Genomic DNA, 16,793 nt, shown 5'->3' on the forward strand with positions numbered 1-16,793 from the left:
GTAGTTCTCAAACAACAACCCCACACCACACACCCCACACACAAACATGTGCGGGACGTCGCGGCAGGGAAACCAGAAACAAACAAAACCCACCCGGCAACCCCCACAAACGCAGAGCCACCACATGGTCCTGTTGCCTCAGGACCCAACAGTGTGCCAAACACTACCCAGGACAACCCGGTCCGGCCGCTTTCCAGAACAACAACCCCACGAAGGAGAAGGTTCGTACTCACTGAACGGTCCGTGCCACCAGGCACCTATTTGTTGATATTCCACCCTTGAGCACCCGCCACGGAACATTCGTCCGTGCAACGGGCCTTTACTCCTGACAACCCCACACCACCAACATGCGTTGAGCGGGTGGTTGTTGTAGGTGCTCCTTAGAAAGGAGGTGATCCAGCCGCACCTTCCGGTACGGCTACCTTGTTACGACTTAGTCCCAATCGCCAGTCCCACCTTCGACAGCTCCCTCCCACAAGGGGTTAGGCCACCGGCTTCGGGTGTTACCAACTTTCGTGACTTGACGGGCGGTGTGTACAAGGCCCGGGAACGTATTCACCGCAGCGTTGCTGATCTGCGATTACTAGCGACTCCGACTTCATGGGGTCGAGTTGCAGACCCCAATCCGAACTGAGACCGGCTTTTTGGGATTAGCTCCACCTCACAGTATCGCAACCCTTTGTACCGGCCATTGTAGCATGCGTGAAGCCCAAGACATAAGGGGCATGATGATTTGACGTCGTCCCCACCTTCCTCCGAGTTGACCCCGGCAGTCTCCCATGAGTCCCCGGCACTACCCGCTGGCAACATGGAACGAGGGTTGCGCTCGTTGCGGGACTTAACCCAACATCTCACGACACGAGCTGACGACAACCATGCACCACCTGTAAACCAACCCCAAAGGGGAAGAACTGTTTCCAGCCCGGTCTGGTTCATGTCAAGCCTTGGTAAGGTTCTTCGCGTTGCATCGAATTAATCCGCATGCTCCGCCGCTTGTGCGGGCCCCCGTCAATTCCTTTGAGTTTTAGCCTTGCGGCCGTACTCCCCAGGCGGGGCACTTAATGCGTTAGCTACGGCGCGGAAAACGTGGAATGTCCCCCACACCTAGTGCCCAACGTTTACGGCATGGACTACCAGGGTATCTAATCCTGTTCGCTCCCCATGCTTTCGCTCCTCAGCGTCAGTTAATGCCCAGAGACCTGCCTTCGCCATCGGTGTTCCTCCTGATATCTGCGCATTTCACCGCTACACCAGGAATTCCAGTCTCCCCTACATCACTCTAGTCTGCCCGTACCCACCGCAGATCCGGAGTTGAGCCCCGGACTTTCACGGCAGACGCGACAAACCGCCTACGAGCTCTTTACGCCCAATAATTCCGGATAACGCTTGCGCCCTACGTATTACCGCGGCTGCTGGCACGTAGTTAGCCGGCGCTTCTTCTGCAGGTACCGTCACTTACGCTTCTTCCCTACTGAAAGAGGTTTACAACCCGAAGGCCGTCATCCCTCACGCGGCGTCGCTGCATCAGGCTTGCGCCCATTGTGCAATATTCCCCACTGCTGCCTCCCGTAGGAGTCTGGGCCGTGTCTCAGTCCCAGTGTGGCCGGTCACCCTCTCAGGCCGGCTACCCGTCGTCGCCTTGGTAGGCCATTACCCCACCAACAAGCTGATAGGCCGCGAGTCCATCCAAAACCACAAAAGCTTTCCACCAACCACCATGCGATGGAAGGTCATATCCGGTATTAGACCCAGTTTCCCAGGCTTATCCCAGAGTCAAGGGCAGGTTACTCACGTGTTACTCACCCGTTCGCCACTAATCCACCCACAAGTGGGCTTCATCGTTCGACTTGCATGTGTTAAGCACGCCGCCAGCGTTCATCCTGAGCCAGGATCAAACTCTCCGTTGAAGTAAAACAAAAACAGACACAACCAAAACCACCGGAAATAACGGCGACAAAGGCTGCACAAAATTTGAAACCAGCTAAAAACACCAAACCAATACCACAGGGGCGGCACGATTCGGCACAATCAACCAATTACATACATAATCGGTATCAACAAACTTGGCACACTATTGAGTTCTCAAACAACAGACACATTTCGAATACTCGCCGGAAAAATTCAAAGAATTTCTATTCCGCATTTCTTCGCTGCGATGTTTTTATCTTATTTCATTCATATTCACTTTTGCAAATCCGGTGATTTTCCCGGAATTCACTCGGTGGAATGAATCCGCCCAGCAGAATAAGAAGCAATTTCTCCAAGTCCGCGTGATCCGCGGCAAGAATTGCTTCTCATTAGTTGGGGGTTTGTCACCATTCAGCGGCGGCGACTCAGAAAACAATACACGCCCCCCAGCGGCCGTGCAAATCGGCTGCCGAAGGGCGTGCATGCAGGTGTGGAAGGTGCTAGGGAACCAGCACTTCAACAGTGGCCAGGTTCTTCTTGCCGCGGCGCAACAACAGGTACTGGCCGTGCAGAAGTTCGTCTTCGGAAATCACGGCTTCAGGATCGGACACCTTCTCGTTGTTCACGTAGGCGCCGCCCTCCCCCACCGTCCGGCGGGCAGCCGACTTGCTTTCGGAAAGCCCGGACGCCACCAGCAGGTCCACGATCCCCATTTCATCCACCTGAACGGTGGCAGTGGGAAGTTCGGAAGTAGCGGCCTGGAGGGTTGCTTTGTCCAGCGCGGCCAGGTCCCCGTTGCCGAACAAAGCTGCCGAGGCGGCAATCACCTTCTCGGTGGCTTCCACGCCGTGCACCAGCGAGGTCACTTCGAAAGCGAGCTTCCGCTGTCCTTCGCGGGCGAAGGGGCGCTCGGCCACAGACACGGCGATCTCTTCGATCTGGGCACGCGTCAGGAAGGTGAACACCTTGAGCCGGTCCACCACGTCGGCATCCGCCGTGTTGAGCCAGAACTGGTAGAACGCGTAGGGGCTGCACATGCCGGCGTCGAGCCAAATGGCGTTGCCCTCGCTCTTGCCGAACTTGGTTCCGTCAGAGTTGGTGATCAGCGGGGTTCCCAGTGCGTGGACGCTCTTGCCCTCCACCTTGCGGATCAACTCCGTACCGCTGGTCAGGTTTCCCCACTGGTCCGAACCGCCGGTCTGCAGCACGCAGCCGTAGTCGCGGTAGAGCTGCAGGTAGTCCATGCCCTGGAGGATCTGGTAGCTGAACTCCGTGTAGCTGATGCCCTCGTCGGAGTTCAGGCGGGACGCCACCGCGTCCTTGCGCAGCATGGTGCCCACGCGGAAGTGCTTGCCCACTTCACGCAGGAAGTCGATGGCGCTCAGTGGTGCAGTCCAGTCCAGGTTGTTCACCATCCGGGCAGCGTTGTCTCCCTCAAAGCTGAGGAAGCGCTGAACCTGGGCCTGGAGGTAGCCAACCCACTCCGCCACCGTGTCCTTGGTGTTCAACGTGCGTTCCGCCGTCGGACGCGGGTCCCCGATCATGCCGGTGGAGCCGCCCACCAGTCCCAGCGGCTTGTGGCCGGCCAGCTGGAGCCGCCGCATGACCAGCAACTGGACCAGGTTGCCCAGGTGAAGGCTCGGCGCGGTGGGATCGAAGCCGCAATAGTAGGTGACCGGCCCGTTGGCGAGGAGCTTTTCCAGCTCTGCTTCGTCGGTGGAGACATGGACCAGCCCACGCCACTTCAGTTCCTGCCAAACGTTGGCAAAAGTGGGGTCGTTGCGCTGCGGTTCGAGGTTGTTCAGTTCTGGCACGCTTCCTAAGTTAGCAGTAACGCCGAAGGCGCTGTCAGCCGGCAATCCCCGCAGGTACCGGCTGGGACGCAATCAGCCGCAACCGCTGTGTAGCGCGGGTCATGGCGACGTAGAGGTCCCCCACCTTGCCGTGTTCGTGGTTGAGCATCGCTGACGGTTCCAGCACCACCACGCCGTCGAACTCCAGGCCCTTCGCCTCACGGGGGCTGATCACCACGATGTCCTGCTCGTAGCTGCCGGCCCCGGTCCCGATCCGACGCCCGTACACGGCACGCAGTGCGGCCGTGGCCTGGGGCAGGAGGTCACCGTCGGCAATCACGGCGAGCAGGCCGCCGTCGAGCGCTTCAAGCTCTTCCGGAAGCACCTCGACGAGCCGGTCCACCACGGCACCGGTGGAAACTTCGTCGATGATGGGCTCCCAGCGCCCTTCCCGGACAGCCTTGGGGGCGGAAACCACCAGCCCGGCGGCGTTGGCCATCCGGACAGCCGCCTCGGCGATCTGAGACGGCGTGCGGTAGTTGACCGTCAGCTCCTCCAGCTGCCAACGGTCGCCGAACATCGGAGCCAGCGCGCCCTGCCAGGAATTGGCTCCAGCAACTGAGCTGGTCTGGGCAATGTCACCGACGATAGTGAAGGACTTCAGCGGGCAGCGGCGCACCAGCAGCCGCCACTGCATGGGCGACAGCTCCTGGGCCTCATCCACCACAATGTGGCCGAAGGCCCAGGTACGGTCACTGGTTGCCCGCTCTGCCGCGGTCTGCCGGGCTTCCTGCTCCCGGTTCTGCTCAGCCAGCTCTTCGGCGGACATAAGGGGGTCCACCCCGGCGGCTTCCATGTTGACCAGGGTCTGCTTGGCGTTGGCCAGGTCCCGGGCACGGTCGTGCTCCTGCTGCGCCAGCCCGCGCCCGGCCGCAGGGTCCAGCTCGCCGAGCAGTTCAGCGGCCTCGTCCAGCAGCGGCACGTCAGACTCTGTCCAAGGTGCATCGGCTGGGCGCTGCAGCAGCGCGCGCTCGGCCGGGCTCAGGTTGGGGGTGCAGAACTCCAGGATTTCCGGCTTGCTGAACAGATCGGAGATGAGCTTCTCCGGCGTCATGGGCATCCAGCACAGGTTCAGGGCAATCCGCACGTCCCGGGCGGTGCGGACGTCCTCGGCAAGGTAGGAGCGGTCCGCGTTGTTGCCGATGTTGGCGGCCTCAACGAGCTCGGTCATCTGTTCCGTCAGCTCGCGCAACAGGATCTTCACGAACGTCACGCGGGCCTCGTTGTACGGCTTCCCGGTGGCGCGGGCACGTTCCCGCGCACGGCGGACCTGCCGGGGCGTCAGGGTGAGCTTGCGTCCGTCCACCTCGAGGATCCGGTTCTGCGGTGGCACGCGCATGCGATTGGACACGGCGTTGGCCACGATGGCAGCCATGTCCAATCGGCCCTTGATGGCGGCAACGTCCGCGTTTGTTTCGGGCACCGCGTTGATGCCCGGCATCAGGCGGCCCAGGCTCGCCATGACCACGCCGGTCTCGCCGAGCGAGGGCAGCACCCGTTCGATGTACTTCATGAACGACGACGACGGGCCCACCAGCAGCACGCCTGCACTCTTGAGGCGGTCACGGTGGGTGTAGAGCAGGTAAGCGGCGCGGTGCAGGGCCACGGCGGTCTTGCCCGTGCCCGGCCCGCCCTGAACCACTACGGCCCCGGAGATCGAAGACCGGATGATGCGGTCCTGCTCGGACTGGATGGTGCTGACGATGTCCGACATGCGGCCCGTCCGCTTGGAGTTCAGCGCAGCCAGCAGGGCGCCTTCGCCCTGGAGGGTATCGGCGTCCGTGAGCATGGAGGCGTCCAGCACATCGTCTTCGATGGCCTTGACGTCGCGTCCCTGCAGGATCAGGTGCCGGCGGCGGCGCACGCCCTGCCGGTCAAATGCGGTGGCCTGGTAGAAGTGCCCGGCCTCGGGGGCGCGCCAGTCCACCATCAACCGCTGCAGGTCCTCGGTGGTGAGCCCGATGCGGCCGATGTACTGCGCTTCCCCGGAGTCCAGGTCCAGGCGGCCGAAGACCAGCCGGTCATCCACCGCGTCCAGCTGTGCCAAACGGTCCTCATACAGTGCGGCGAACGCGTCACGTTCCGAAACGTTCTGCATGGTGCCCACGGCTCCGGCATGACGGACCTGCGCCAGTTGGCGGCGCTTTTCCTCCCGGAGTTCCTCCAGCCGGGCGTACAGGCCGGCCACATACTCCCGTTCGTGGGCCAATTCGGCGTCGAGCATTAACGTTCCCCTATCGCGAAAGACAGACCGTCCATTCTACTACCATTTCGATTAACGCTTGTGAAACGTTGCACCGGGCGGCGCCGTTGCGGGTCGCTTCCGGTTCCGTGGCTTCGCCGCTTTGTACTGGGAGACCGTGGGGTTGCCGGTGAGCCAGAACCGCCAGGCGTACTCGTCCGATCCTCCGGCTCCTGCCACGCCCACCCGGGGGCCGGAACTGACGGGACCGGCGGGACCGGACGGAAGCACCAGCTCGAACGGTGGAGCCAGCGCATCCCGGCCGCTGTCCGCCGTCGTCAATCCCAGCGCTTTGGCGAGACGGGCGGGGCCGCTGGCAAGGTCGGCGGGGCTTTTCGACGTGGGCCGGCGCAGTTGCGCCAGTTCCAGCCCGTCCACGACTTCCCCAGCCCGGAGCAGCAGGGCGGACGCGAATCCTGCCGGACCGCAGACGATGTTCGTGCAGTGGTGCATTCCGTACGTGAAGTAGACGTAGAGGTGCCCGGCGGGGCCGAACATGGGGGCGTTGCGGGGTGTCGGACCGCGGTAGGTGTGTGAGCCGGGATCCGGATGCAGGGAGTCCTCGGGTCCCATGTAGGCCTCCACCTCCGTGAGCCGGATGGACACGGCGCCGTCGCGCGACTCGTGGGTCAGCACGGCACCCAGCAGCTGCGGGGCGAGCTCACGGGCGTCCGCAGACAGGAAGTCCCGCAGCCGTTCCGCGCCCAAAGTGCTTTCGTTCATTGCTTGACCTTACCCAGATGTTGCCGATTTCATCCCCGTTGAAGCGCGGCCCGGCGGAGTTATGCCCCCTCCACGGCCATGTCCGATTTCCGCTAGTAGCAGTGGGCCCGGGCTGGCAGGATTGAGGAATGGACTTCTGGCAGCGCTACCGGGCAATCGATGCCCGCGACCCCCGGTTCGACGGCCAGTTCTTCACCGCCGTCCGCAGCACCGGGATCTATTGCCGCCCCTCCTGCCCCGCACGGACCCCCAAGGCCGCCAATGTGACGTTCTATGAAACGTCCGCAGCGGCACACGAGGCAGGGTACCGGGCGTGCAAGCGCTGCCTGCCTGAGGCGGTGCCCGGCACCCCCGCCTGGAACGTGCGGCAGGACATTGCGGGCCGGGCGATGCGGCTGATCAACGACGGCGTGATCAACCGGGACGGGGTGGCAGGCCTTGCCGCCCGGCTGGGGTATTCACCCCGGCAGCTCAATCGGATCCTGGGCCAGGAACTCGGCGCCGGTCCCCTGTCCCTGGCCCGCGCGGCGAGGGCGCAGACGGCACGCACCCTGCTGGTGTCCACCTCCATGAAGCTCGCCGACGTGGCGTTTGCGGCAGGCTTCAGCAGTGTCAGGCAGTTCAATGAGACCATCGCCGAGGTGTTCGCCATGACACCCACTGCCCTGCGTCAAACGTCCCGGCACCCGGCACCCGCCGGCGGCACCACCGCCCTAACGCTGGGCTTGCCCTTCCGCCCGCCGTTCGACCCGGGCATCTTCTCCTTCCTTGCAGCCCGCGCCATCCCCGGCATCGAGGAGGGGACGCCCGCCTCCTACGCCCGGACCCTGCGGCTCCCCCACGGCGACGCCAGGTTCCGGGTGGAGTACGACGGCGGCACCCGGGAGCGGCAGTTAACGCTCACCGTCGGCGCGGTGGACCTGCGCGACCTGCCGGCGCTGCTCAGCCGCGTGCGCAGGCTCTTCGACCTGGACGCCGATCCGGAGGCAATTGATACTGCCCTCGCCGCCGACTCCCGCCTGGCCACCTCCGTTGCCCAGGCGCCGGGGATGCGGATGCCCGGGGCGCTGGACCCACAGGAACTGCTGGTCCGGGCCATGGTGGGCCAGCAGATCACGGTAGCGGCAGCCCGGACCGCGCTGACCCAGCTGTCCGCGGCCGGGAGTCCCTCCAGCGCTCCCGGCGAAGGCTTGGACCGGCTGTTCCCTACACCCGCGGAGATCGCGGCGGCGGAGCATCTGCTCCGCGGTCCCCGGCGCAGGATCGAATCGCTGCTGCATGCCGCGACGGCGATGGCTGAAGGACACTTCGAGTTCGGATACGGCGACGACCTGGCCGGCCTGGGCGCGAAACTGCTGCCGTTGCCCGGCGTGGGCCCATGGACGGTGGGGTACGTGGCAATGCGCGTCCTGGGCGCACCGGACATCTTCCTCGCCAACGACGCCGCGGTCCGGAACGGGATCCGCGCCCTCGATAATGGGAACTACGCCATCGGGGACGGCGCCCTGAGCCTTGACTTCCGCGAGACCAGCCCGTGGCGTTCCTACGCCACCATGCACCTTTGGCGCGCTGCTGCCCGGCCCGCCCTGACAACCACCGCTCCTGCGAAAGGGATGCCATGAAAGCCCAACTGCTGCAGCTGTCCACGCCGGACGGCCCATTCACGGTGCTTGCAAGGGACGGCGTGGTCCTTGCCTCGGGTTGGACTGCCGGCCTTGCCGAACTGACCGGGCAGGTCCATCCCTCCCTCCGCCCCGACACCGTGGAGGTGGTGGCGGACCTCGGAGCCATCTCGTCCGCCGTCGAGGCCTTCTACGCCGGCGACCCCGCCCCTGCCATGGCCGTCCCTGTGCTTCAGCAGTCGGGCCCGTTCCGCGCCCATGCATGGGACGTCCTGCGCCAGGTCAAGCCGGGTTCACCGGTCACGTACACCGAGTACGCGGCCCTGGCCGGCAACCCGCGCGCCGTGAGGGCTGCGGCCAGCGCGTGCGCGTTCAACGCTGCGGCACTGTTCGTTCCGTGCCACCGGGTGATCCGGACGGACGGGTCGCTGGGCGGCTTCCGGTGGGGCCTGCGCGTCAAGGAAAGCCTCCTGGCCCGCGAAGCCGCATAGGCGCTCTCCTCCCACCCGCGAGATGCCATTTAACGGCAGTGTTGCGCCGCGGCATTGCCATTAAATGCCATCTCGCGCAGAGGTTTGGGGGCGGGGCGTGCTACTTGGGATCCGGCATCGCCGACGGCCAGGGCAGCAGGTTGGGAAGGTCGGTGCCGTCCCCGGCGGCCGTGGCACGGAGGCTGTCCAGGGACGGCGTCCGTCCGGCCAGCCAGGCGGCGATGTCGGTGACCATGCCGCTGACGACGACGGTGCTGGCGCCGGCTCCGAGGGCCAGTGGCGGGAGTGCCACGGGCTGCAGGACCAGCTTGGTTTCGGCGGGCACGCGGGCGGCCAGGAAGTCGAACAGGTGGGAGCAGAACTCCCGGTTCCAGGTCTCGGGTCCCGTGCCGCTGTCCAGGTCCGCGGTGTGGATGACCAGTTCGCGCCAGAGCGCCAGCCCCGCGTCGAAGATCACTCCGTCGCGGAACGCGATATGGGTCCGCCACTCATCCTCGGTCAACGCATCAAAGGCGGCCAATGCCCGCTGCATGGCCGCAGCGACGTCGTCCCGGTGCTCCTGGAGGCTGTGCCCGGCGGCGAGCTCGATGGCCCGGTTACGGCCGTCCACGCCGCCGTCGTAAAGCTCCACGGTCTCACCGTGCCGGCCGTACTCCACTTGGCGGGCCAACGCATTGCAGATACCGGTGATGTGGGCCAGCAGGTGTCCGCGGCTCCAGCCGGGAAGGGTGGACGGAGCGCGTTCGCCGCCGTCGGGGATGCGGTCCATGGTGGCGGTCAGCGCCGTGGCGGCCTTGTGCAGCTCAGCCAGCAGGCCGGCAGGAGAAGGAGAGGTCATGCGGCCAGACTAGCGGAGGGATCAGCCGAGCGCCTGTCCGTCTGGGCCGACACGGTGGCGAACGTGTTGGCCGTCGTTACTGGCCTGCCAGAACTCGATCTCGGTGGGCTGCAGGGCGTACAGCTGCCAGTGCGGGTTGTCGCTGCCATCAGCCCTGGGACGCTCATGCCAATCGACGGCGGATGCTTCGGCAGAGAGTTCGGACACGGGGCCAACCACGCGGACCTGGCGACCCAGGCCGGGCCAATAGAAGTTCATCGCGGCCCTTGGCGACTCCGCCAGTTCCCGGCCCTTCCGGGAGGTGCGGGACGTGGCGAAGTGCCACCCGTCGTCGTCAATGTTTTTCAGGATCAGCATCCGTGAGGACGGCTGGGGGCCGCTGTCGGCGCCTCCCCCGACCGTGGCCAGGCTGAAAGCGTGCGGTTGCCGCTCCCCCGAATCCAGCGCCTCGTCCAGCCACTGTTTGAAAAGCAGGGCCGGGTCCTGCGGGGCGCTGTCCGGATCGAAGCCGGGCAGATCGGATGGGAAGTCGGGCAGGGTGCGAAGGAACTTGCGGAAGGTTTCGCTCATTGCCCCAGCCTAGCCGCCCCATTAAACGCCGCGAGATGGCACTTCGCAGCAGTGTGGATGAAAAATACTGCCGCGAAGTGCCATCTCGCGGGGGACTTACTTGGCGTACTCCCGCACGCCGGCCAGCTCGGCTTCCAGCGCAGCCAGTTGGCGTTCGACGGCGGCCGGTGCCGTGCCGCCCTGGGAGTTGCGGCTGTTGAGTGACCCCTCCGTGGAGAGGACGGTGCGGACCTCCGGGGTCAGGTGCCCGGAGATGGCGGCGTACTCTTCATCCGTGAGGTCCCACAGCTCCACACCGCGCGACTCCGCCTGCTTGACGGCGGCGCCGGACAGCTCGTGCGCCTCGCGGAACGGCACGCCCTGGCGGACCAGCCATTCGGCGATGTCCGTGGCCAGCGCGAAGCCCTGGGGAGCCAGCGATTCCATCCGCTCCGTGTTGAACTTCAGCGTGGCGATCATGCCGGACACGGCCGGGAGAAGCAGCTCCAGGGTGTCCGCGGCGTCGAACACCGGCTCCTTGTCCTCCTGCAGGTCGCGGTTGTACGCGAGCGGCAGGCCCTTGAGCGTTGCCAGCAGGCCGGTTAGGTTGCCGATCAGGCGCCCCGCCTTGCCGCGGGCCAGTTCCGCCACGTCCGGGTTCTTCTTCTGCGGCATGATCGAGGACCCCGTGGAGTACGAATCGTCGAGCGTCACGAAGGAGAACTCCTTGGTGGCCCAGAAGATGACTTCCTCGGAGATGCGGGACAGATCCACGCCGATCATGGAGCAAACCCACGCGAACTCGGCGAAGACGTCGCGCGAGGCGGTGCCGTCGATCGAGTTGTGCACGGCGGAGTAGAACCCCAGGTCCGCAGCCACCGCTTCCGGATCGAGTCCCAGCGAGGACCCGGCCAGCGCGCCGGAGCCGTAGGGCGAAACGCCCGCCCGCTTGTCCCAGTCCTGGAGCCGCTGCACGTCGCGCAGCAGGGCCCAGGCGTGGGCCAGCAGGTGGTGGCTGAGCAGGACGGGCTGCGCGTGCTGCAGGTGGGTGCGGCCCGGCATGGCCACGCCGTGGTGGGCCCTGGCCTGTTCAACCAGCGCGTCCACCGTCGCCAGCACTCCGCGCGCGATGATCCGGGCATGGTCACGCAGGAACATCCGGCCCAGGGTTGCCACCTGGTCGTTCCGGGACCGGCCGGCGCGGAGCTTGCCGCCCAGCTGGGCACCGGCACGCTCGATCAGTCCGCGCTCCAGCGAACCGTGCACGTCCTCGTCCGACTCGGCCGGGAGGTACGCGCCGGAGGCCACGTCCTCGTCCAGCTGCGTCAGCGCGGCGAGCATGCCTTCCAGTTCGGCATCGTTCAACAGCCCGGCCTTGTGCAGCACGCGCGCGTGCGCCTTGGACCCGGCGATGTCGTACCGTGCCAGCCGCCAGTCGAAGTGCGTGGACTTGCTCAGCGCCGCGAGGGCGTCTGCGGGGCCGCCGGCGAACCGGCCGCCCCACAGCGCACCTGCGTTGGTCGCCTCAGTCTTCTGCTCAGCCACAGAGGCTACTTCCCTGCGACCCGGATGTCGCGGCCGGAGGCAACCTTGGCGGACATGCCCCACAGCTCGATGAAGCCCTTGGCCTGGGACTGGTCGAAGGTGTCACCGGTGTCGTAGGTGGCCAGGGAGAAGTCGTACAGCGAGGTGTCGGAGCGGCGGCCGTTGACGATGGCCTGGCCACCGTGCAGGGTCATGCGGATGTCGCCGGAGACGTACTTCTGGGTGTCCTCGATGAAGGCGTCCAGCGAGCGCTTCAGCGGGGAGAACCACTGGCCGTCGTAGACCAGTTCGGCCCAGCGCTGGCCAACGGTGGCCTTGAAGCGGGCCTGCTCGCGCTCGACGGTGATGTCCTCGAGGTGCTTGTGCGCGGTGATCAGCGCCATGGCGCCCGGAGCCTCGTAGATTTCGCGGGACTTGATGCCCACCAGGCGGTCCTCCACGACGTCGATGCGGCCGACGCCCTGTGCACCGGCGCGGCGGTTCAGTTCCTTGATGGCCTGCAGCGCGGTGACCTTGACGCCGTCGATCGCGACCGGCACGCCGGCTTCGAAGGAGATGGTGACCTCATCCGGTGCCGGCGGGAACTCTGGAGTGGCGGTGTAGTCGTAGATGTCCTTGGTGGGGGCGTTCCAGATGTCCTCGAGGTAGCCGGTTTCCACGGCGCGGCCCCAGACGTTCTGGTCGATGGAGTACGGGTTCTTCTTGGTGGTCTCGATGGGCAGTCCCTTTTCCTCGGCGAAGGCGATGGCCTTGTCGCGGGTCAGGGCGAGGTCGCGGACCGGTGCGATGCACTTCAGGTCCGGGCCCAGGGTCTGGATGCCCACTTCGAAGCGGACCTGGTCGTTGCCCTTGCCGGTGCAGCCGTGGGCCACGGTGGTGGCGCCGAATTCACGGGCAGCCTTCACCAGGTGCTTGACGATGACCGGGCGGGAGATGGCGGAAACCAGCGGGTAGTGGCCTTGGTAGAGGGCGTTGGCCTTCAGGGTGGGCACGCAGTATTCGTTGGCGAACTCGTCCGATGCGTCGGCCACGTACGCCTCCACGGCGCCGCAGCCCAGGGCGCGCTGGCGGATGGTTTCCAGCGATTCGCCGCCCTGTCCGACGTCGACCGCCACGGCGATGACCTCGGCACCGGTGGCTTCACCGATCCAGCCGATGGCGACGGACGTGTCCAGGCCGCCGGAGTAGGCCAGCACAATGCGTTCAGTCACTTTAAATGCTCCTTGTTGGGGTTTGGTTGTTCTTTGTCTTCAAGCTTATTGCCCGGCTTCCTCAGCCATTTGCAGGAAACGGGCAGCGAGGTCCTGGCCGCCCAGCGGGTCGCGGGAGACCAGCAGTACGGTATCGTCGCCGGCGATGGTGCCCAGGATGGACGGCATCACCGAGTGGTCGATGGCCAGGGCCAGGAAGTTGGCGGCACCCGGCGGGGTCCGCAGCACGGCTATGTTGCCGGAGGCCTCCGCAGTGACCAGCAGTTCGCTGCAGAGCCGGGCCAGCCTGGCGTCCAGGATTTCCTGGGTCACGCCGCTCTTGGCTCCGCGCTCACCGCCTTCGCCGGGGACCGCGTACACCAGCACGCCTTCCTTCCCGCGGACCCGGACGGCGCCGAGTTCCACGAGGTCGCGGGAGAGCGTGGCTTGGGTGACCTGCACGCCGTCGTCCGCCAGCAACGCAGCGAGCTCCGCCTGCGAACGCACGGACTGCCCGGTGAGGATGGCGGTAATGCGAGCCTGCCTGGCGGTCTTGGTGGCCGGGCTGGTGCCCGGGGAGGACGGTTGGGCGGACACTAGAACGTGCTTTCCCCGGTGCCTTTAACCGGAGAAAGGCCGTCGACAATTGCCAGGCCCGAACGGTGCATCAGCCAGGCCATCAATGCCTTCTGGGCGTGGAGCCGGTTTTCCGCCTCGTCCCAGACGATGGACTGCGGGCCGTCGATGACATCGGCGGAAATTTCGTAGCCGCGGTAGGCGGGCAGGCAGTGAAGCACGACGGCGTCATCCGCAGCCAGTGCCATGGCGTCAGAGTCCACGGAGTAGTCCCGGAACAACTGCATCCGGGCTTCCTTTTCGGCCTCCTGGCCCATGGACACCCACGTATCGGTGGCGACCACGTCTGCCCCCTGCAGCGCTTCCTTGGCATCGGTGGTGATCAGCACCGAGCCGCCGGTTTCGGCCGCCCGCTCCTCGGCTGCTGCCACAATGTCCGCGGCCGGCAGGTAGCCCTCCGGTCCCGCGATGCGCACGTGCATCCCGGCCGTGACCCCCGCAAGCAGGTAGGAGTTGGCCATGTTGTTGGCGGCGTCGCCCAGGTAGCTCATGGTCAGCCCCTTGAGCTCGCCCTTGTGCTCCTTCACGGCCAGCAGGTCCGCCAGGAGCTGGCACGGGTGGTAGTCGTCGCAGAGGGCGTTGATGACCGGAACCTTTGAGTTCTCCGCCATGGCCACCAGGCCGGCGTGCGCTCCGGTGCGCCACACGATGGTGGAAACCATGCGTTCCAGCACCTTTGCCGTGTCCTCCACGGATTCCTTGTGCCCGATCTGTGCTTCACCGGGGTTGATGATCAGCGCATTGCCTCCCATGTCCGCAACGCCGGTGGCGAAGGAGACACGGGTCCGGGTGGAGGTCTTGTCGAAAATCACGGCCACGGTCTTTCGGCCACTGCCTTCCGCTGCATACGGCTGCACGCTGTAGGGGGCAGCCTTCATGCGGGCCGCGAGTTCCAGGACTTCCGCCTGCTCGGCCGGGGAAAGGTCGGTGTCCTTGAGGAAGTGCCGGGTTGCAGTTTTCACTGGGCGTCCTTAGCTGCTTGGAGGATTGCCGGGAAAGCGGCGAGGAAGGTGTCGGCCTGCGCCGTGGTGAGGATCAGCGGCGGTGCCAGGCGGATAGTGCGCGGACCCGGGCTGTTGATGATAAAGCCCGCATCGAGGGCGGCCTGCACCACGGCGGGGGCGACGTCGGCGTCCAGGTCGAAGCCGATCAGGAGTCCTTCGCCGCGGACCTCGGTGATGCCGGGGATCGCGGCCAGCGCTGAGCGCAGGTGCTCCCCCACCGCCGTGGCGTTGGCGAGCACGTTCTGGCTTTCGAGGGCGTGCAGGGTGGCAAGGGCCGCGGCGGTCGCCACCGGGTTGCCGCCGAAGGTGGTGCCATGCTGGCCAGCGGACAACAACGACGACGTTGCCTCACCAAACGTGATCAGGGCACCGATGGGGAACCCGCCGCCGAGGCCCTTGGCCAGCGTGATGGCGTCGGGGACGATCCCGGCATCCTCGCTGGCGAACCACTTGCCGGTCCGGCCGATGCCGGTCTGGACCTCGTCCAGGATCAACAGGGCACCGGCTTTGCTGGTGGCTTCACGCGCGGCCTTGAGGTAGCCGGGGGGCAGCGGCCGGACACCTGCCTCGCCCTGGATGGGCTCCAGGAAGACGGCAGCCACGGTGTCGTCTACCGCCGCCTCCAGCGCGGCGATGTCGCCGAACGGAATGTGCACCACGCCGCCGGGCAGCGGCTCGAAGGGTGCCCGGTAGGCCTCCTTCGCGGTGAGTGCCAGCGCGCCCATGGTCCGGCCATGGAAGGCGCCCTCCAAGGCGATGATCTTGGTGCGTTTCGTTCCGTCCGTGCCGTTGTTGCGGCGGGCCAGCTTGAAGGCGGCCTCGTTCGCTTCAGTGCCGGAGTTGCTGAAGAACACCTTCGAACCGGCGGGGGCGTGGGCCAGTTCCAGGAGCTTCTCGGCCAGCGCCACCTGGGTGGGGCTGGTGAAGAAGTTGGAGACGTGCCCGAGCGTGGCCAGCTGGCTGGCGATGACCGAGGTCACGAAGGGGTGGGCGTGGCCCAGGGCGTTCACGGCGATGCCGCCCAGCAGGTCCAGGTACTCCTTGCCGTCGGCATCCCACACCAGGCAACCGGCCCCGCGGACCAGGACGCGCTGGGGCGTACCGAACACGTTCATGAGCGAAGAGGAGTAGCGGGACAGCCACTCGGAGCCGGCGTGGCCCGTGGTCTCCACCAGCTCGGTCACTGATGCCTTCTCGATAGTGTTCATCCGTTAATCTCCTCGTCCGGGACTACCTGGGTGCCGATGCCCGCCGTCGTAAATGTTTCAAGAAGCATCGAGTGGGCCAGGCGCCCGTCCACGATGTGTGCCCTTTCCACGCCCTCGTCGACGGCCTTCAGGCAGGCGGCCATCTTGGGGATCATGCCGGACTGGAGGCTCGGCAGCATCTCCCGCAACTCGGAAGCCGTAAGGGATGAGATCAGGGAAGACTTGTCCGGCCAGTTGGCGTAAAGGCCTTCGACGTCGGTCAGGATCACCAGCTTGGAGGCGCCCAGCGCCGAGGCGACGGCAGCCGCCGCGGTGTCTGCGTTGACGTTCAGGACCTGGCCGGTGGGCTGGAACCGGACGGTGCCCACTACGCCCTCTCCGCCGTCGACGATTTCCGGGGCGACGGTGGAGATCACCGGGATGCGGCCGGCCTCAAGGATGTCCACGATGCCGGCGGGGTCGACGCCCACCACCTCGCCCACCAGGCCGAGGTCCACCTCTTCCCCGTCCACTACGGTGCCGGTGCGGACGGCTCGGAGCAGGCCGCCGTCTTCGCCCGACATGCCAACGGCGTAGGGCCCGTGGGAGTTGATGAGGCCCACCAGTTCGCGGCCAACCTGACCGGTGAGGACCATGCGGACCACCTCCATGGCCTCGGGGGTGGTGACCCTCAGGCCGCCTTTGAACTCGGACTCGATGCCCAGCCGGCCCAGCATGGAGTTGATCTGGGGGCCGCCGCCGTGGACCACCACGGGGTGGATGCCCACGTGGTGGAGGAAGACGATGTCCTCGGCGAAGGCGCGCCGGAGTTCGTCATTGACCATGGCGTTGCCGCCGTACTTGACCACCATGATGCTGCCGGCAAACCGCTGGATCCACGGCAGGGCCTCGATCAGGGTTTCAGCCTTGTCCTGCGCGGCGGACATGGTGGTGTTTTCACGCGTCTGGGTGTTCATGGTGTCACTTTCCACAGCGGTTTGGGCC

General features: G+C 65.8%; 13 protein-coding genes and 1 rRNA gene. 2 read left to right on the top strand and 12 right to left on the bottom strand.

Translation table 11 applies throughout. From position 1 onward, the window contains the following. Window positions 1-384: 384 nt before the first annotated feature. From FBY30_RS19630 to FBY30_RS19645, 4 genes are all read right to left on the bottom strand, one after another. Window positions 385-1,907: ribosomal RNA gene (locus tag FBY30_RS19630) — 16S ribosomal RNA — on the bottom strand. A 501-nt stretch (window positions 1,908-2,408) separates the two neighbouring features. Continuing rightward, window positions 2,409-3,722 (bottom strand): tyrosine--tRNA ligase, encoded by a 1,314-nt coding sequence (gene tyrS, locus FBY30_RS19635; RefSeq protein ID WP_142134440.1) that lies wholly within the window; start codon window positions 3,720-3,722, stop codon window positions 2,409-2,411. A 34-nt stretch (window positions 3,723-3,756) separates the two neighbouring features. Beyond that, on the bottom strand, window positions 3,757-5,985 hold the full coding sequence (locus tag FBY30_RS19640) for a HelD family protein (RefSeq protein WP_142134442.1): 2,229 nt from the start codon (window positions 5,983-5,985) through the stop codon (window positions 3,757-3,759). Between the two features lie 51 nt (window positions 5,986-6,036). Continuing rightward, window positions 6,037-6,726: a DNA-3-methyladenine glycosylase gene (locus tag FBY30_RS19645; protein ID WP_142134444.1), complete on the bottom strand. Its 690-nt coding sequence runs from the start codon at window positions 6,724-6,726 to the stop codon at window positions 6,037-6,039. A 128-nt stretch (window positions 6,727-6,854) separates the two neighbouring features. Here FBY30_RS19645 and FBY30_RS19650 point away from each other — a divergent pair, with 128 nt between their 5' ends. Both FBY30_RS19650 and FBY30_RS19655 read left to right on the top strand, forming a co-directional pair. After that, window positions 6,855-8,348 (top strand): AlkA N-terminal domain-containing protein, encoded by a 1,494-nt coding sequence (locus FBY30_RS19650; RefSeq protein ID WP_142134446.1) that lies wholly within the window; start codon window positions 6,855-6,857, stop codon window positions 8,346-8,348. Then, window positions 8,345-8,839, top strand: coding sequence for a methylated-DNA--[protein]-cysteine S-methyltransferase (locus tag FBY30_RS19655; RefSeq protein WP_142134448.1), 495 nt, complete (start codon window positions 8,345-8,347; stop codon window positions 8,837-8,839). The genes FBY30_RS19650 and FBY30_RS19655 overlap by 4 nt, the downstream gene beginning before the upstream one ends. 100 nt (window positions 8,840-8,939) lie before the next feature. Here FBY30_RS19655 and FBY30_RS19660 read toward each other — a convergent pair whose 3' ends face one another. From FBY30_RS19660 to argB, 8 genes are all read right to left on the bottom strand, one after another. Further along, window positions 8,940-9,677, bottom strand: coding sequence for a maleylpyruvate isomerase family mycothiol-dependent enzyme (locus FBY30_RS19660; RefSeq protein WP_142134450.1), 738 nt, complete (start codon window positions 9,675-9,677; stop codon window positions 8,940-8,942). A gap of 21 nt (window positions 9,678-9,698) precedes the next feature. Then, window positions 9,699-10,247, bottom strand: a complete 549-nt coding sequence (locus tag FBY30_RS19665; RefSeq protein WP_142134452.1) for a pyridoxine/pyridoxamine 5'-phosphate oxidase — start codon at window positions 10,245-10,247, stop codon at window positions 9,699-9,701. Between the two features lie 96 nt (window positions 10,248-10,343). Continuing rightward, window positions 10,344-11,771 (bottom strand): argininosuccinate lyase, encoded by a 1,428-nt coding sequence (argH, locus tag FBY30_RS19670; protein ID WP_142134454.1) that lies wholly within the window; start codon window positions 11,769-11,771, stop codon window positions 10,344-10,346. Between the two features lie 5 nt (window positions 11,772-11,776). Beyond that, the gene (locus FBY30_RS19675; protein ID WP_142134456.1) at window positions 11,777-12,982 is read right to left on the bottom strand and encodes an argininosuccinate synthase; all 1,206 of its coding nucleotides are present in this window, start codon (window positions 12,980-12,982) and stop codon (window positions 11,777-11,779) included. Window positions 12,983-13,027: 45 nt separating this feature from the next. Continuing rightward, window positions 13,028-13,558, bottom strand: a complete 531-nt coding sequence (locus FBY30_RS19680) for an arginine repressor (RefSeq protein WP_142134458.1) — start codon at window positions 13,556-13,558, stop codon at window positions 13,028-13,030. Further along, complete coding sequence (argF, locus tag FBY30_RS19685) at window positions 13,558-14,559, bottom strand: ornithine carbamoyltransferase (protein ID WP_142134461.1); 1,002 nt, start codon at window positions 14,557-14,559, stop codon at window positions 13,558-13,560. The genes FBY30_RS19680 and argF overlap by 1 nt, the downstream gene beginning before the upstream one ends. Continuing rightward, window positions 14,556-15,809 carry an acetylornithine transaminase gene (locus FBY30_RS19690; RefSeq protein WP_142134462.1) on the bottom strand — a complete coding sequence of 418 codons (1,254 nt, stop codon included), beginning with the start codon at window positions 15,807-15,809 and terminating at the stop codon, window positions 14,556-14,558. The genes argF and FBY30_RS19690 overlap by 4 nt, the downstream gene beginning before the upstream one ends. Further along, window positions 15,806-16,765: an acetylglutamate kinase gene (gene argB, locus FBY30_RS19695; protein ID WP_142134464.1), complete on the bottom strand. Its 960-nt coding sequence runs from the start codon at window positions 16,763-16,765 to the stop codon at window positions 15,806-15,808. The genes FBY30_RS19690 and argB overlap by 4 nt, the downstream gene beginning before the upstream one ends. Window positions 16,766-16,793: the final 28 nt, after the last annotated feature.

This window comes from Arthrobacter sp. SLBN-83 (assembly GCF_006715285.1).
In the GTDB taxonomy this organism is placed as follows: Bacteria; Actinomycetota; Actinomycetes; order Actinomycetales; family Micrococcaceae; genus Arthrobacter.

Coding starts and splice junctions, on each gene's coding strand:
- FBY30_RS19640 (WP_142134442.1), bottom strand. CDS start 5,985: ATGCTCGACGCCGAATTGGCCCACGAACGGGAGTATGTGGCCGGCCTG.
- FBY30_RS19645 (WP_142134444.1), bottom strand. CDS start 6,726: ATGAACGAAAGCACTTTGGGCGCGGAACGGCTGCGGGACTTCCTGTCT.
- FBY30_RS19650 (WP_142134446.1), top strand. CDS start 6,855: ATGGACTTCTGGCAGCGCTACCGGGCAATCGATGCCCGCGACCCCCGG.
- FBY30_RS19655 (WP_142134448.1), top strand. CDS start 8,345: ATGAAAGCCCAACTGCTGCAGCTGTCCACGCCGGACGGCCCATTCACG.
- FBY30_RS19660 (WP_142134450.1), bottom strand. CDS start 9,677: ATGACCTCTCCTTCTCCTGCCGGCCTGCTGGCTGAGCTGCACAAGGCC.
- FBY30_RS19665 (WP_142134452.1), bottom strand. CDS start 10,247: ATGAGCGAAACCTTCCGCAAGTTCCTTCGCACCCTGCCCGACTTCCCA.
- FBY30_RS19690 (WP_142134462.1), bottom strand. CDS start 15,809: ATGAACACTATCGAGAAGGCATCAGTGACCGAGCTGGTGGAGACCACG.
- argB (WP_142134464.1), bottom strand. CDS start 16,765: ATGAACACCCAGACGCGTGAAAACACCACCATGTCCGCCGCGCAGGAC.